The organism is Pandoraea sp. SD6-2, assembly GCF_000389825.1.
In the GTDB taxonomy this organism is placed as follows: domain Bacteria; phylum Pseudomonadota; class Gammaproteobacteria; order Burkholderiales; family Burkholderiaceae; genus Pandoraea; species Pandoraea communis.
In genome coordinates, this window is record NZ_KB944455.1 from 113460 (window position 1) to 128749 (window position 15290).

A 15290-nucleotide genomic window follows, 5' to 3' on the forward strand; every position below is an offset into this window, starting at 1 on the left:
GGTGTCCGGCAAGGCAGGGATCGGTTTTGTGTTGTCCGCGTAATTTGCGAATTTCTTTTACTTCCCACTAGCGACGTTTCACGATTGCCTATGCTGCTCATTCCGGCCATCGACCTTAAAGACGGTCAATGTGTTCGCCTCAAACAGGGCGACATGGATCAAGCCACCGTATTCTCGGAGGACCCCGCTGCCATGGCTCGACATTGGGTCGAGCAAGGCGCACGCCGCCTCCATCTGGTGGACTTGAATGGTGCATTCGTCGGCAAGCCGCGCAATGAAGCGGCCATCCGCGCCATCATTCAGGAGGTCGGCGCCGATATTCCCGTGCAATTGGGCGGCGGCATTCGTGACCTGAATACCATCGAGCGTTATCTCGACGACGGCCTGTCGTACGTCATCATCGGGACGGCTGCGGTCAAAAACCCCGGCTTCCTGAAGGACGCATGCACCGCATTCGGCGGACATATCATCGTCGGCCTCGATGCCAAGGACGGCAAAGTCGCCACCGACGGCTGGAGCAAGCTCACCGGCCACGAAGTCGTGGATCTGGCGCGCAAGTTCGAGGATTACGGCGTAGAGTCGATCATCTACACCGACATCGGCCGCGACGGCATGCTCCAGGGTATCAATATCGATGCGACGGTACGTCTGGCGCAGGCGGTGACCGTACCGGTGATCGCCAGCGGCGGCCTGTCGAATCTGGGCGATATCGATGCGCTGTGCCAGGTCGAGCACGAGGGTGTCGAAGGCGTTATCTGCGGCCGCGCGATCTACTCGGGCGACCTGAATTTCTCGACGGCGCAAACGCGCGCCGATGAGCTTTCCGGAGGAGCGGCATAAGCGAGCCCGCGGCTGCGGCCGCCTCGCCTGCCATCATCATGGCTCTCGCTAAACGCATCATCCCGTGTCTGGACGTGACGGCCGGCCGTGTGGTCAAGGGCGTCAACTTCGTTGAACTTCGCGACGCGGGCGACCCCGTCGAGATCGCCCGCCGCTACGACGAGCAGGGTGCCGACGAACTGACGTTCCTCGACATCACGGCGACCTCCGACGGGCGCGATCTCATCCTGCCGATCATCGAAGCGGTGGCCGCGCAGGTCTTCATTCCGCTGACCGTGGGCGGCGGCGTGCGCGAGGTGGCCGACGTACGCCGCCTTCTCAACGCCGGTGCGGACAAGGTCAGCATGAACTCGTCAGCGGTGGCCAATCCGCAACTGGTGGCCGACGCGTCTGCCAAGTACGGCTCGCAGTGCATTGTCGTGGCGATCGACGCCAAGCGTGTCTCGGCCGACGGCGAAACGCCGCGCTGGGAGGTTTTCACGCACGGCGGCCGTAAGGGAACCGGGCTGGACGCAGTCGCCTGGGCGAAGCGGGTCGAAGCGCTCGGCGCGGGCGAGATTCTGCTCACCAGCATGGATCGCGACGGCACGAAGAGCGGCTTTGATCTGGCGCTCACGCGCGCCGTGTCGGACGCCGTGAGCATCCCCGTGATCGCCTCGGGCGGCGTGGGATCGCTGGCCGATCTGGCCAACGGTGTGACCGAAGGTCATGCCGATGCCGTGCTCGCCGCAAGCATCTTCCACTATGGCGAGCACACCGTCGGCGAAGCGAAGCACTTCATGGCCGACAAGGGTATTTCGGTGCGGCTCTGAACGGGAATCGACGGATCATGACGCAAGACTGGCTGGACAAGGTAAGTTGGGACGCGCAGGGCCTCGTGCCCGTCATCGCGCAGGAAGTCGGCAGCAACGACGTGCTGATGTTTGCCTGGATGAACCGTGAGGCGCTCGCGCGCACGGTGCAGACAGGTGAAGCCGTCTACTACTCGCGTTCGCGCAAACGCCTGTGGCACAAGGGCGAGGAGTCGGGCCATGTGCAGAAAGTGCATGAGATTCGACTGGATTGCGACGAAGACGTGGTGCTGATCAAGGTCGAGCAGATCGACGGCATTGCCTGCCATACCGGCCGTCATTCCTGCTTTTTCCAGAAGTTCGAGGGCAGTGTCGACGATGGCCGCTGGGCCACGGTCGAGCCGGTGCTCAAAGACCCCCACAAGATCTACAAGTGACCGCCATGAACGATACGCTCGAGCGTGTTGCCGAAGTGATCGCCTCGCGCAAGGGAGGCGATCCCGACAAGTCGTACGTCGCCCGTCTGTTCCACAAGGGCGACGACGCCATCTGCAAGAAGATCGGCGAAGAAGCCACGGAAGTGGTGCTCGCGGCGAAGGACATTCGCATCGGCGGGGCCGACAATCTGCGCCAGAAACTCGTCAACGAGACGGCCGATCTGTGGTTTCACTGCATGGTGCTGCTGGCGCATCACGACCTGAGCCCGAATGAAGTGCTCGCCGAACTGGCGCGCCGCGAAGGATTGTCGGGGCTCGTCGAGAAGGCGCAGCGCAGCACGCGCGGCGAACACGCGGACTGACTTCCCCTTTGGCCGTCATGTCCGACATGACTCACATGGCGGGCAGGCTCACGCGAGGAGACGCCTCATGAACGATCCGCAGACCGGTACGACCGGCTCACCCGGCAGCACGGACCACCCGTACGTCGTCAGCACACCCAGTGCACCGAGCGCCGAGCAGGAGCGGGCGTTGCGCAAGCTCACGCACGTGCTCTACGCACTCTATGCGCTGTTCTGGCTCACGGGGGGTGTGACCGCGATCGTGGCGATCATCATCAACTACATCAAGCGCGACGACGCGGTCGGCACGCTCTACGCCTCGCATTTCACCTGGCAGATCCGCACCTTCTGGTGGTCGGTGGCCTGGGGCGTGCTTGGCGTGGCGCTCGCCGTGGTGATGGTCGGCTTTGCGATTCTCTGGGTGCTTGGCATCTGGACGCTGTACCGAATCGTCAAGGGCTGGCTCTATCTGAACGACAACAAGCCCATGTACGCTGCGCGCGCCTGAACCGCTTCGGGCCGCGCTTTGCTCCATTCGAGAATCCGTGAGGAAGACACACGCATGACGCAAGATAACTGTATCTTCTGCAAGATTATTGCCGGGCAGATCCCGAGCGCGCAGGTCTATGCCGACGACGATGTCGTGGTGTTCAAGGACATCAATCCGGCGGCCGACCTGCACTTGTTGATGGTGCCGCGCAAGCACATTGCCACGCTGCAGGATTGCAAGCCCGAAGATCAGGCGCTGCTGGGCAAGATGATGATGCTTGCGCCGAAGCTTGCTGCCGAACAGGGGTACCGGTTCGACGGCGATGCATCGAACATTGAAGGCAACGGTTTCCGGGTCGTGATGAACACCGGGCCGGGGGGCGGGCAAGAGGTTTATCATCTCCACATGCACATTCTGGCCGGACCGCGGCCGTGGAAGCGCATGTAAGTGGTGGTGGCGGCATTTTGCGACGATTTGCTGCGTTGAATTGTTAATTTGTGCAATGCTCCCGCAGCGGGAAAGGTTTCACGAAACATTTATTTCTACCCGGCGCCCGGCGCGGTTACGATGCAGGACGTGACACGCGATGTGCCACAATGGGGCATTGTTGCTGCGGGCACCGGGGCAAACACAGAGCACCCCGACAAGACCTCGCCGCGAGGCGGCAGGGGTGGGAAAACGCAAGGAGAGTGGTCATGGGTTCGTTGAGTATTTGGCACTGGCTGATCGTGCTGGTGATCGTAATGATGGTTTTCGGCACCAAGAAGCTGCGTAACATGGGCAGCGATCTGGGCGGTGCGGTAAAGGGCTTCAAGGACGGCATGAAGGAGGGCGAAGGTGGGGCTCCGGCCGCCAAGGACGACCCGGCTGCTGCCAAGGAACTGCGCGATTCGACCACCATCGACGTGCAGGCCAAGGACGCGAGCAACCATAAGCAAGGCTAAGCCGGCGTCGACATGATCGATCTCGGCCTTTCCAAACTGATGTTGATCGGCGTTGTCGCGCTGGTCGTGATCGGTCCCGAGCGCCTGCCGAAAGTGGCTCGCACGGCGGGCGCGCTCTTCGGCCGCGCACAGCGCTATATCAACGATGTGAAGGCAGAAGTGAGCCGCGAGATGGAACTCGATGAGCTGCGCAATATGCGCACGCAGTTCGAGGACGCGGCCCGCAGCGCCCAGAACACTGTTCAGAAGCAACTGCACGAGCAGGAAACGTCGCTCAACGACGCTTGGGCGAGTGCCACGGGGACATCGACCGGCGAAATCGCCGGCGGCGGCACGGATGCAGCGACCGGGTATTCCGACAGCTATCTTGCCGAACCGGTGGTGACATCGGGTATCCGCACGTCGACCAAGCGCCGCAACTGGCGCGTGCGCCGGGCTGCCACGCCGATGTGGTTCAAGCAGGCCAGCACCACGCGTACGCGGGTGCAGTCAGGAGCCGCGCGTGTGGCGCGTCATACGCCGGCCAAGCTGCGTCGGCCCGTCAAGTTCTTCTGAGGCGCTTGCGCACTGAACTTCCCGCCATCTGGCACTGTGCTGCCGGCTTTATTCCTGGATAAGTCGACGTGAGCGACGACAAGCAAATCCCCGACGGGGGTACCGAAGAGACTTTCATCTCGCATCTGATCGAGTTGCGAAATCGCATCATTCGCGCGGGTACGGCGGTGATCGTGGTGTTCCTCTCGCTGGTCTACTGGGCACCGGACATCTTCCGTCTGCTTTCTCGCCCGCTGATGCAATCGCTGCCCGCCGGCGGCAAGATGATCGTCACCGACATCACCGGCTCGTTCTTCGTGCCGATGAAGGTCACGATGATGGTCGCGTTCGTCGTTGCACTACCCGTCGTGCTATATCAGGCGTGGGCGTTCGTGGCGCCGGGGCTGTATCAGCACGAGAAGAAGCTGGTCATGCCGCTGGTGGTCAGCAGCTACACACTGTTTCTGCTCGGCATGGCGTTTGCCTACTTTCTGGTGTTCCCGACCGTATTCCACTTCATGGCGCATTACAACGCGCCATTGGGCGCGGAGATGAACACGGATATCGACAATTACCTGAGTTTTGTCCTCACGATGTTCATGTGCTTCGGGGTGACCTTCGAAGTGCCTGTGGTCGTGGTGGTGCTTGCACGCATGGGCGTGGTGAGCATCGAGAAGCTCAAGCAGATCCGTCCGTACGTGGTGGTGGGTGCTTTTGTGCTGGCCGCCGTCGTCACGCCGCCGGACGTCCTTTCGCAACTGATGCTGGCCATTCCGCTCATCATCCTCTACGAACTGGGTCTGATCGCCGCGCGGCTCTTCGTCAAGCAGGGGCGGCCGGAAGGCGAAGGCAGCGAAGGGAACGGGCAGGCGGCACCCTGACGCCATTGAACTGCCGCAGGGCATCGCCCCCCGCGCACGCACGCAAGTACACGGAAGCACGGGCCTGGCCCGTGCTTTTTTTGTTGGTGATGGGGGGATGACGGCGACAGCGCGATAGCGATTGGGGGGGCAAGCCCATGTCCGTCGCACAAATGAAAACGGCCGCGCCGAAGCGCAGCCGTTTCGTCCTTCCAGAGGGGTGCCCGACGGACTCAGTCGGCGCTGTTGTCGTCGCTGCCGTCGTCTTCTTCCTGGGCCGGTCGCTTGGGCGGCGGCGGGCGCATGCCGATGGTCGCCGTGAGATCCAGCTCCTTCTTCTTGCGCGTGACGTGCAGCTTGGCCTGCGTGCCCGGCTTGATCTGGGCGATGACGTTGAGCAGTTCGGTCGTGTCGCGAATCGACTCGCCATTCACCTTGGTCAGGATGTCGCCCGGCTGAATGCCTGCCTTATCGGCCGGTCCGCCCTGCACAACGCCGGCGATGATGACGCCCGAATCCTGCTGCAGGCCAAACGACTCGGCGATATCCGAGGTGATGTCCTGCGGCTCGACCCCAACCCAGCCGCGCGTGACCGCGCCGGTGGTGATGATGCTCTCGAGCACCGAGCGGGCCGTCGACACGGGAATCGCGAAGCCGATGCCCATATTGCCGCCGCTGCGCGAGTAGATCGCCGTGTTGATGCCAAGCAGGTTGCCGTTCGCGTCGACCAGTGCGCCGCCCGAGTTGCCCGGGTTGATGGCGGCATCCGTCTGAATGAAGTTCTCGAACGTGCTGATATCGAGGTGATTGCGGCCCAGCGCGCTGATGATGCCCATCGTGACGGTCTGACCGACACCGAACGGGTTGCCGATGGCGAGCACCACATCGCCCACCCGCACCTGATCCATGCGGCCGAGCGTGATGGCGGGCAGATTGTCGAGTGTGATCTTGAGCACGGCCAGATCGGTCTCGGGGTCGCTGCCGACCAGCTTGGCGCGGGCCTTGCGGCCATCGGCGAGGGCAACCTCGATCTCGTCGGCGCCGTCCACCACATGATGATTCGTGAGAATATAGCCTTCGCTGCTCACAATCACGCCAGAACCGAGGCTCGACACGGGGTCTTGCCGCATCGTGCCGCCCCCGTCGCCGAAGAAATAACGGAACAGCGGATCGTCGAGGCGCGGATCGCGGTTCTGCTTTTGTTCCTTGCTGGAAAAAATGCTGACGACCGCGGGCATGGCCTTTTGTGCACCATCGGCATACGAGCCGGTAGCCGGCTTCTCCGACAGACTGGGCGCAACCTCTTGCAAGGCGATGATCGGATTCGCCAGTTGCTTGCCGAACGAACCCTGGCGTTGCAGCCACTGAGGCTTGAGAGTGGCAATGATGAAGAGCAACGCAAGCAGCACGGTGACCGCTTGCGCGAACAGTAGCCAGAAGCGTCTGAGCATGAAAGAGCGGAACCTTATATGAATCGTGTTGAACTCGAATTGTATCTGAACGATACCCTGCAAATCGCGCAATTTCGCGATTACTGCCCGAATGGCCTACAGGTGGAAGGGCGCAGCGACATCCGGAAAATCGCCAGTGGCGTGACCGCGAGCCTGGCCTTTCTCGAGGCCGCCCGCGACTGGGGCGCCGATGCCGTTCTCGTTCACCACGGATATTTCTGGAAGAACGAAGATGCCCGGATTACCGGGATGAAGCGCCGTCGTCTGGGTGTGTTGATCGACCATGACATCAACCTGTTCGCCTACCACCTGCCGCTCGACGCGCATCCCGAGTTGGGGAATAACGCACAACTGGGAAAATTGTTGGGTTTTACCGACGATGGCGGGCGTTTCGGTCCGGATCAACTCGGTTGGCTCGGCGCCCCGGCGCAGCCGACAACACTGACGGCGCTTGCGGCGCACGTCGAGGCCCGGCTGGGGCGCGTGCCCCTGATGCTGGGCGATCCGAGCCGGGAGGTGCGCCGCGTGGCGTGGTGCACCGGCGGGGCGCAGGGCTTCTTCGAGGCGGCGATCTCGGCCGGGGCCGATGTTTATATCAGCGGCGAAGTGTCGGAGCCGACGCAGCATCTCGCGCTCGAAAGCGGGGTGGGATACCTGGCGGCGGGGCATCATGCGACGGAACGCGGCGGCGCGAAGGCCGTTGGCGAGCACATCGCGGCGCGCTTCGGGCTCGAGCATCGATTCTTCGATATGCCGAATCCGGCCTGACCTGAATAAGCGCCGGTAGGGGCGGCACGTTGCCGCCCGCGCGATATTACCCGTTCTGCTTCTTGAGGCTGTCGCGGATTTCGCGCAGCAGAACGATGTCTTCCGGGGTGGGGGCGGGGGCTGCCGGGGCTTCCGGAGCCGGGCGCTTGAGCCGGTTGATCTGTTTGACCATCAGAAAGATGATGAAGGCCAGAATCAGGAAGTTGAGGGCGACGGTGATGAAGTTGCCGTAACCGAAGACGGCCACACCGGCTTTGGTCAGGTCGGCGTAGGACGTCGGATTGCCCTTGAAGTCCGGTGGAATGCTGCCGAGCAGGATGAACTTGCTCGAGAAGTCGAGACCGCCGAAGATCGCGCCGACAATCGGCATGATCAGGTCTTTGACGATCGAATCGACGATCTTGCCGAAGGCCCCACCGATAATCACACCGACGGCCAGATCGATTACGTTGCCTTTGACGGCAAATTCCTTGAATTCCGACATGAAGCTCATGCCATTCCTCCGCTGTTTTGATGAGTGGCCGGGCGGAACCTCGCTGCGCCAGCCCTCACGAATTGGCATTGATTGACCGGTAATTCCATGCGGGCCGCAAGGCAGCGGCATCGGCAACGTCGAATAAATGTCACGCGATCGCCACAGGCCGCGCACGATGTCACCGGGACGAGACAGGGAAAATGATGACTAAATGTCGTGCACGCGTCAACGAAAGCGGCGATCATAGCGATTCTCGTGCAGCATCCCAGAAGCGAAACCCCGGGTGAGCGTTAGCCACCCGCAGGGTACGTTAATCCTTTGAAAATACGCGAAAACCACTAGGAGACTGGGGCGTTTTGCCGTTGTTTCAGGCATTTACGCTCGCGTATGATTTCAGGTTGACGGAAATACCAATTCAACCGTGTGGGGCTTGTGATGAGTGACAATCAAGAAAAGGCCGTCGACAGTAGCCGCCGGAATCTGTTGATTGCAACGTCCGTAGCTGGAGGCGTGGGCGGCGTTGCAACACTGGTTCCTTTCGTCAGTTCTCTCGAACCCTCGGAGCGCGCCAAGGCAGGTGGGGCGCCGGTCGAGGCCGATATCAGCAATCTCAAGCCCGGTGAGAAGATGACCGTGGCGTGGCGGGGTCTGCCAGTGTGGATCGTGCGCCGCACACCGGAAGAGATGGCTTCGCTGTCCAAAGTGACGGCAGAGCTGGCTGATCCGGACTCCAAGGAAACGTTTTCCTACCCAATGCCCGACTATTGCAAGAACGCGTTCCGCGCGCGTGCCGAGCATAAGGATCTGCTCGTGGTCGTCGGCATCTGTACCCATCTCGGTTGCATCCCTTCCGGTCCCTATCAGGCGGATACCAACGCCGCACTGGGCCACGATCCGGGCTTCCTGTGCCCGTGCCATGGTTCCACCTACGATATGTCGGGCCGTGTCTTCAAGAACAGGCCGGCGCCCAAGAATCTCGACGTTCCTCGTTTCATGTTCGTGAACGACACCAAGCTCGTGATCGGTAAAGACGAAAAAGGAGAAGCGTAATCATGGCCGCCGACAAACAGGTCGACACGACGGGCTTGCTGGGCTGGATCGATCGCCGGTTTCCGCTCAGCCAGCTCTGGAAGGAGCACGCGTCCGAGTATTACGCGCCCAAGAATTTCAACTTCTGGTATTTCTTCGGATCGCTGGCCATGCTGGTGCTGGTGATTCAGATCCTCACCGGTATTTTCCTGGTGATGAATTACAAGCCCGACGCCAACCTCGCGTTCGCGTCGGTCGAGTACATCATGCGCGAAGTGCCGTGGGGCTGGCTCATTCGCTATATGCACTCGACGGGTGCCTCGATGTTCTTCGTCGTGGTGTATCTGCACATGTTCCGCGGGCTTTTGTATGGCTCGTATCGCAAGCCGCGCGAACTGGTATGGGTGTTCGGCTGCCTGATCTTCCTGTGCCTGATGGCCGAAGCGTTCATGGGCTATCTGCTTCCCTGGGGGCAGATGTCGTATTGGGGCGCGCAGGTGATCGTGAATCTGTTCTCGGCGATCCCGTTCATCGGTCCGGATCTGTCGCTGTGGATTCGCGGCGATTACGTCGTGTCGGACGCCACGCTGAACCGCTTCTTCGCGTTCCATGTGATCGCCGTCCCGCTGGTGCTTATCGGTCTGATCGTTGCGCACATCATTGCGCTGCATGAAGTCGGGTCGAACAACCCGGACGGCATCGAGATCAAGGACAAGAAGGACGCTAACGGCCGGCCGCTCGACGGCATTCCGTTCCATCCGTATTACACGGTGCACGACATCATGGGCGTGGGCGTGTTCCTGATGGTGTTCTCGGCGATCGTGTTTTTTGCGCCGACGATGGGGGGTTACTTCCTGGAAGCGAACAACTTCATCCCGTCCGATCCGCTGAAGACGCCTCCGCACATCGCACCGGTGTGGTATTTCACGCCGTTCTACTCGATGTTGCGCGCCACGACCGATGATTTCAAGCACGTGCTCATGGCGCTGGCGGTGATCGTCACAGCCATCTGGTGGGTGAAGGGGAAGGCGGCGGCGACCACGAAGGTTGCGGCATCTGGCGGCGTGGTGCTGCTGCTGTTGGCGATGTATCTGATCGAAGCCAAGTTCTGGGGTGTGGTCGTGATGGGGGGCGCGGTGGTGACGCTGTTCTTCCTGCCGTGGCTGGACCATAGCCCTGTGAAGTCGATTCGGTATCGTCCGGGATTCCACAAAGTGCTGTTGGGTATTCTCGTCGTCGTTTTTGCTGTGTTGGGGTATCTGGGAATCCAGGAACCGACGCCTGTGAAGACCGCGATCTCGCAGGTCGGTGCGTTGTACTACTTCGGGTTCTTCTGGTTGATGCCGCTCTGGAGCAAACGGGGCACGTTCAAACCGGTGCCGGAGCGCGTGACCTTCGCGGCGCACTGAGCGTACGCAAACGACGACTAGGGATATCAAGATGAGAAAACTGTTGCTTATCCTGGCGCTCCTGAGTGGTTTCACGGCGCCGGCTTTTGCTGAAGAGGGTGTGGCGCTCGACACGGCGCCTAACCGGATCGACGATCTCGCCTCGCTGCAGCGCGGCGCGAAGCTGTTCGTGAACTACTGTCTGAACTGCCACTCGGCGGCGTCGATGCGGTATTCGCGCCTGAAAGATCTGGGGTTGTCGGATACGGAGATCAAGAACAATCTGCTCTTCACGACGGACAAGATTGGCGAGACGATGACCGTGGCCATGCGCACGGCCGATGCCAAGGAGTGGTTCGGTTCGGCGCCGCCGGATCTGTCGGTTGAGGCGCGGGCGCGGGGGACGGACTGGCTCTACACCTACTTGCGTACGTTCTATCGAGACGATGCCCGGCCGACGGGTTGGAACAATTTGGCGTTTCCGAATGTGGGCATGCCGAACCCGTTCTGGCAGTTGCAGGGACAGCGCGGCTTGAAGCGTGTAGAGGGCGCGGAGCATGGTCCGGCGCAGTACGTGCAGATCACGCAAGGGACGATGAAACCGGTGGAATTCGATTCTGCCGTGGCTGATCTGGTATCTTATCTGGATTGGATGTCAGAACCGGTGCAACGCACGCGCCGGCAGTTGGGTGTCTGGGTTTTGTTGTTCTTGGGACTCTTTACGGTACTTGCCTGGCGCCTGAATGCGGCCTATTGGAAGGACGTGAAGTAAAATAACGTCTGTACGACGGGGCCAGGGTTTGGGAAGCGTCGATTTCCCGCCCCGGCCCCGTTGGTTTTTAAGGAAGACGCGCTATGATGGTTTTGTACTCGGGCACTACGTGCCCCTTCTCCCAGCGTTGCCGGCTGGTTCTGTTCGAAAAAGGCATGGATTTTGAAATCCGTGACGTCGACCTGTTCAACAAGCCGGAAGACATTGCGGTGATGAACCCGTACGGTCAGGTGCCGATTCTTGTCGAACGCGACCTGATTCTGTACGAATCGAACATCATCAATGAGTACATTGACGAGCGATTCCCGCATCCGCAGTTGATGCCGGCTGATCCGGTGCAGCGTGCGCGTGCGCGCTTGTTCCTGTTCAATTTCGAGAAAGAGCTGTTTGTGCATGTCAGCTCGCTTGAAAACGAAAAGGGCAAAGCGGCTGAGAAGACGCACGAGAAGGCGCGAGGCGCGATTCGCGACCGTTTGACGCAGCTTGCGCCGATTTTCGTGAAGAACAAGTACATGCTGGGTGAAGAGTTCTCGATGCTCGACGTGGCGATCGCGCCGCTGTTGTGGCGTCTGGATCACTACGGCATTGAATTGTCGAAGAATGCTGCGCCGTTGATGAAGTATGCCGAGCGGATTTTCAGCCGTCCGGCGTACATTGAAGCGCTGACGCCGTCTGAAAAGGTCATGCGTCGCTAATGCGTTGAATTGCCTGCTGGCGAAGCTGGCTTACCGAGGGTGGTGAGCGGGTTTCGCGGCGGGGTGAGTTGGTTATATGCCTGAAACGTCTACCAAGCCTTATCTACTGCGCGCACTGTACGAGTGGTGTACCGACAACGGATACACACCGTATTTGGCCGTGCATGTCGATGCCAAGACGCGAGTTCCGCGCGAGTTTGTGAAAGATGGCGAGATTGTGCTGAACATCAGTTTCGACGCCACGAGCGGATTGCAGATGGGCAACGACTGGATTGAATTCAGCGCTCGCTTCGGGGGTATCTCACAGAAGGTGGAAGTGCAGGTACCGAACGTGCTGGCGATTTATGCCCGAGAGAATGGTCAGGGGATGGCATTCCCGGTCGACAAGCAGGCGTCTGCGGACGAGGGTACGGAGTTGGAAGCCGTGCCATCGGTGCAGGCGCCGGGCGATGACGATCCGGAGCCACCGCGACCGGATGGCAATGCGCCGGCGGGTGGTAACGCCGGCCGCGCTCGCCTGAAGGTGGTGAAGTAATACGCGATAGCGGGGGGAGTGGGGAGGTGCCTCCGAGCATTCCCCCAATTGCCCGCGTCCGCCGACGATTTTTCACCGTCAGGTAGCCGCAGTGACCGATGAATCGGTTACAATACGCGACTTCGCCGGCTTAGCTCATCTGGTAGAGCAGTTGATTTGTAATCATCAGGTGGCGGGTTCGAGTCCTGCAGCCGGCACCAAATAAAACAAGGGGTTACGAGAGAAATCTTGTAACCCCTTGTTCGTTTTCGTTGCCCGTGTAACCGCTGTGTAACCGATTTACACCCTCATGGATCAATGAGTTTCCATGTGAGGTGCGGAATGGCGGGTCAGGCACGTGACAAACACGGCAGAGTACGTCCCAATGTTTGGTGGCGTGCTAAGTGCTCTGCAGGCGCAGTGTAGATCGCGGAGGAGTAGTTTCGACGGTGACGACTTGATTTACTTCGGATGTGGCACGATAAAATCGAGGCACGGATGCGTGAGCAAGCAGACATGATCGTCCGCCAGGACTCCAAAGGAACGAGCCATGACCAACAAGAAAACGCCGCAGGAACTGATTGATTTCAGCGTGCAACTGCACGCGCAACTTCGAAGCTATCTGGACATGCCAACGTGGACGCCAGCGATGGGAGCCATGCTCTTGGCGGGACTCCGACCGGAAACCGGCTGTACCGAGATCCTAACTGATGGCTGGGTGGGGTTGGACGGAATTGAGCTTGGCAGCGGACGGAATGGTCGTTTCATCGAGGCGAGTCGAATCTTGCGTGAATGGAATGACTGGTGCGAGGAAGAGGGCGAGTCTCGCGCGGAGCTGCCCCCGATCGAATTCATCGTTTGGTGCGTCGATTACGAAATCAAGGAGCGATTTGCTGTATTCAGTTCGTTCCCTTGGATCGATGCCTTCAAGAACGTGCTCGGCTATCCAGCTGAGAGCCTCCATGTCCCGTTCGAGGTTGCTATATATGCCGCGAAGACAGCGCAGCCGCTCAACGAAATCCTGAATAGGCTAGACGCTATCGATCTTCGTGCGCTCGAGGCCAGCCGATTGTCGTCACCCGCTTCATCCCCCGATACGAAACCCTCCGTCGTCACCTTCAATCAGCACCGCCAATTCCTAACAACAGAAGAGTTTGCTGCTGCGCTTGGCATTGCGCCCCAGACCATCCGCAAAGGCTACTCGGCCGATGGGCATTACTGCGATGTCAGGCCAACAAAACTCCCGAATCGAAGACTCGCATGGCCGACAAATGCGGTGGACAGTATTTTGCAGGCTTCACGTACCAACAAATAGTCAGCCAATTGCTCTCGTGCGATTGGCTGGCTGAAGTCGAGTTGATCCGTCACGCAACGAGAAAATCCTCTTTCGTCTTTCCTGCCTCTTTGGCTTCCTCAAGCCATTTGGGTGCTCTTCCTCGGCCGCTCCATGACTTGCCCGTATTGGGGTCTTGATACTTTGGAGTATTTGCCGTGGCGGCAGACTTATTGGCAGGCGTTAGGTGGCGAGCGGTAAATCCCAATTCCGTCGAGGTGATGCCATATTTGGCAATTGCCGCCTTCATGCCAGAAATCGCTTCTGCCTTCTCACGATCACGTATTTGTGTCGCTTGCCGTTGAAGCTGCTCAATTTTTGCCTGAATTTCTTCGTACGTTTCCATTGCTTGCTTCCGTTTCAAAGTAAAGATGGGAATGATCTTACAGGACGATCTTGATTGTTGGGGAAGGGGCACCAAAGGATAATCTCAGGTTGAGACACGCACCTCTAATCCTATTCTGCCATCTGCTAGCTGCAAGTAGCGATTTCCATTAGCTCGACTCTAGGGGGAAGCTGGGGGCGTATGCGGCATCACGCGAGCGCCTGGTAATCCATATCTGGCCGCCAGTTCAATCAGCCGCTCTAACGTCTCAGTACGGGATATGCCGAGCTTTTTGGCAAGCGTGTCGAGATCTACCATTGTTGCATCGGAAAGAACAAAGTTTCTTTGGCGAACTTTATTCTTCTCCAACTTCTCGCGATACTTTCGTTGACTCCAAAGCTTACGGATGTGCTCGACATGACTCTTTTTCTCGTAGTTGGAGACTTGGAGAGTATCGAAATAACACTTCAGCCCGATTCCGCCCTTTTGCTTCCAGATATCAGAGGTGCTCTGCAGAGAGAGGAAGGATGTTGGCATCAATCGCGATTCCAGTACTTTCCAAGAAAATACCTGCTGTTCCAAATCCATCTCATCCCCAAACCAGTCGAGATAAGAGGTTCTTTTAAGGTGTTCCATCCACAGTTGCTGCCGTTGCTGAAGATAATTTCGCTTGTCCGCGATGGGGAGCATGACTAGATCAATTAGGCAAATAAAATATTCGCGATCACTGAATCTTGCCCTCGCATCGGGGTGTAGTGGTCAACCCACGCCGGACACCGAGTTAAGTTTTTCTTCTGCGACTGCCGGGGCTAGACCCTCGTTGAATTGATGTGGTCGAGTCCAGTTGTATCGCTGCATCAGGTAATAGCTGATGTCCCGCTGTGCTTCTCGAACACTTATATATCCAGTGCTTGGCACCCATTCCGTTTTCAAGCTTCGGAACAAGCGTTCCATCGGGCTGTTATCCCAACAATTTCCACGCCGACTCATGCTCTGCCTGATTCGATAGCGCCACAGTCGCTGACGGAATTTCCGGCTAGCATATTGACCGCCCTGGTCGCTGTGGAACATCAAGCCCGTGGGCCGACCGCGTTGCTCGAACGCCATGTCTAATGCCTTCACTACGAGGTCGGCGTCGGGGCTCGTCGAGAATGACCAGCCGACAACGCGGCGCGTGAACAGGTCCAACACCACGGCCAGATAATGCCAGCGCCCCTGCGCCCATAAATACGTGATGTCGCCGCACCAGACCTGATTCGGCGTAGCCACGTCGAACTCCCGATTCAGGACGTTGGGAATGTCG

21 protein-coding genes and 1 tRNA gene are annotated in these 15290 nt (G+C 59.3%); 17 read left to right on the plus strand and 5 right to left on the minus strand.

What is annotated here, in order from left to right:
- Positions 1-90 precede the first annotated feature (90 nt).
- The 9 genes from hisA to tatC all read left to right on the plus strand — a co-directional run bounded on the left by hisA (position 91) and on the right by tatC (position 5258).
- Positions 91-840, plus strand: a complete 750-nt coding sequence (gene hisA / locus C266_RS21990; RefSeq protein ID WP_010808181.1) for a 1-(5-phosphoribosyl)-5-[(5-phosphoribosylamino)methylideneamino]imidazole-4-carboxamide isomerase — start codon at positions 91-93, stop codon at positions 838-840.
- Positions 841-878: 38 nt separating this feature from the next.
- Complete coding sequence (gene hisF, locus C266_RS21995) at positions 879-1652, plus strand: imidazole glycerol phosphate synthase subunit HisF (RefSeq protein WP_010808182.1); 774 nt, start codon at positions 879-881, stop codon at positions 1650-1652.
- 17 nt (positions 1653-1669) lie between these two features.
- Positions 1670-2068 carry a phosphoribosyl-AMP cyclohydrolase gene (gene hisI / locus C266_RS22000; protein ID WP_010808183.1) on the plus strand — a complete coding sequence of 133 codons (399 nt, stop codon included), beginning with the start codon at positions 1670-1672 and terminating at the stop codon, positions 2066-2068.
- A gap of 5 nt (positions 2069-2073) precedes the next feature.
- The gene (locus C266_RS22005; protein WP_010808184.1) at positions 2074-2430 is read left to right on the plus strand and encodes a phosphoribosyl-ATP diphosphatase; all 357 of its coding nucleotides are present in this window, start codon (positions 2074-2076) and stop codon (positions 2428-2430) included.
- Between the two features lie 67 nt (positions 2431-2497).
- A complete protein-coding gene (locus tag C266_RS22010; RefSeq protein WP_010808185.1) occupies positions 2498-2917 on the plus strand; it encodes a hypothetical protein in 420 nt (139 codons plus the stop codon).
- Between the two features lie 54 nt (positions 2918-2971).
- The gene (locus C266_RS22015; protein ID WP_010808186.1) at positions 2972-3346 is read left to right on the plus strand and encodes a histidine triad nucleotide-binding protein; all 375 of its coding nucleotides are present in this window, start codon (positions 2972-2974) and stop codon (positions 3344-3346) included.
- A 248-nt stretch (positions 3347-3594) separates the two neighbouring features.
- Positions 3595-3843 (plus strand): Sec-independent protein translocase subunit TatA, encoded by a 249-nt coding sequence (gene tatA, locus C266_RS22020; protein WP_010808187.1) that lies wholly within the window; start codon positions 3595-3597, stop codon positions 3841-3843.
- A 12-nt stretch (positions 3844-3855) separates the two neighbouring features.
- Positions 3856-4398: a Sec-independent protein translocase protein TatB gene (gene tatB, locus C266_RS22025; RefSeq protein WP_010808188.1), complete on the plus strand. Its 543-nt coding sequence runs from the start codon at positions 3856-3858 to the stop codon at positions 4396-4398.
- A 68-nt stretch (positions 4399-4466) separates the two neighbouring features.
- Complete coding sequence (gene tatC, locus C266_RS22030; protein WP_010808189.1) at positions 4467-5258, plus strand: twin-arginine translocase subunit TatC; 792 nt, start codon at positions 4467-4469, stop codon at positions 5256-5258.
- Positions 5259-5470: 212 nt separating this feature from the next.
- Here tatC and C266_RS22035 read toward each other — a convergent pair whose 3' ends face one another.
- A complete protein-coding gene (locus tag C266_RS22035) occupies positions 5471-6688 on the minus strand; it encodes a Do family serine endopeptidase (protein WP_010808190.1) in 1218 nt (405 codons plus the stop codon).
- 18 nt (positions 6689-6706) lie between these two features.
- Between C266_RS22035 and C266_RS22040 the strand changes: the two genes are divergently transcribed.
- Positions 6707-7456: a Nif3-like dinuclear metal center hexameric protein gene (locus C266_RS22040; RefSeq protein WP_010808191.1), complete on the plus strand. Its 750-nt coding sequence runs from the start codon at positions 6707-6709 to the stop codon at positions 7454-7456.
- A 46-nt stretch (positions 7457-7502) separates the two neighbouring features.
- On the opposite strand, the gene mscL is transcribed toward C266_RS22040, so the two are convergent.
- The gene (mscL, locus tag C266_RS22045) at positions 7503-7949 is read right to left on the minus strand and encodes a large conductance mechanosensitive channel protein MscL (RefSeq protein WP_010808192.1); all 447 of its coding nucleotides are present in this window, start codon (positions 7947-7949) and stop codon (positions 7503-7505) included.
- A gap of 417 nt (positions 7950-8366) precedes the next feature.
- Between mscL and petA the strand changes: the two genes are divergently transcribed.
- From petA to C266_RS27825, 7 genes are all read left to right on the plus strand, one after another.
- On the plus strand, positions 8367-8981 hold the full coding sequence (gene petA / locus C266_RS22050) for a ubiquinol-cytochrome c reductase iron-sulfur subunit (RefSeq protein WP_010808193.1): 615 nt from the start codon (positions 8367-8369) through the stop codon (positions 8979-8981).
- Positions 8982-8983: 2 nt separating this feature from the next.
- Complete coding sequence (locus C266_RS22055) at positions 8984-10369, plus strand: cytochrome bc complex cytochrome b subunit (protein WP_010808194.1); 1386 nt, start codon at positions 8984-8986, stop codon at positions 10367-10369.
- A gap of 31 nt (positions 10370-10400) precedes the next feature.
- Positions 10401-11120, plus strand: coding sequence for a cytochrome c1 (locus C266_RS22060; protein WP_010808195.1), 720 nt, complete (start codon positions 10401-10403; stop codon positions 11118-11120).
- Positions 11121-11203: 83 nt separating this feature from the next.
- Positions 11204-11815: a glutathione S-transferase N-terminal domain-containing protein gene (locus tag C266_RS22065; RefSeq protein ID WP_010808196.1), complete on the plus strand. Its 612-nt coding sequence runs from the start codon at positions 11204-11206 to the stop codon at positions 11813-11815.
- A gap of 76 nt (positions 11816-11891) precedes the next feature.
- Complete coding sequence (locus C266_RS22070; protein ID WP_010808197.1) at positions 11892-12350, plus strand: ClpXP protease specificity-enhancing factor; 459 nt, start codon at positions 11892-11894, stop codon at positions 12348-12350.
- A 124-nt stretch (positions 12351-12474) separates the two neighbouring features.
- Positions 12475-12550, plus strand: a tRNA-Thr gene (locus C266_RS22075).
- A 329-nt stretch (positions 12551-12879) separates the two neighbouring features.
- Positions 12880-13644 (plus strand): AlpA family transcriptional regulator, encoded by a 765-nt coding sequence (locus C266_RS27825; RefSeq protein ID WP_010808198.1) that lies wholly within the window; start codon positions 12880-12882, stop codon positions 13642-13644.
- A gap of 49 nt (positions 13645-13693) precedes the next feature.
- On the opposite strand, the gene C266_RS22085 is transcribed toward C266_RS27825, so the two are convergent.
- From C266_RS22085 to C266_RS22095, 3 genes are all read right to left on the minus strand, one after another.
- Positions 13694-14008, minus strand: coding sequence for an H-NS family nucleoid-associated regulatory protein (locus tag C266_RS22085; RefSeq protein WP_010808199.1), 315 nt, complete (start codon positions 14006-14008; stop codon positions 13694-13696).
- Between the two features lie 159 nt (positions 14009-14167).
- Positions 14168-14677 carry a hypothetical protein gene (locus C266_RS22090; protein ID WP_010808200.1) on the minus strand — a complete coding sequence of 170 codons (510 nt, stop codon included), beginning with the start codon at positions 14675-14677 and terminating at the stop codon, positions 14168-14170.
- A gap of 69 nt (positions 14678-14746) precedes the next feature.
- On the minus strand, positions 14747-15290 hold a 544-nt coding region (locus tag C266_RS22095; RefSeq protein ID WP_010808201.1), incomplete at its 5' end, for an IS3 family transposase.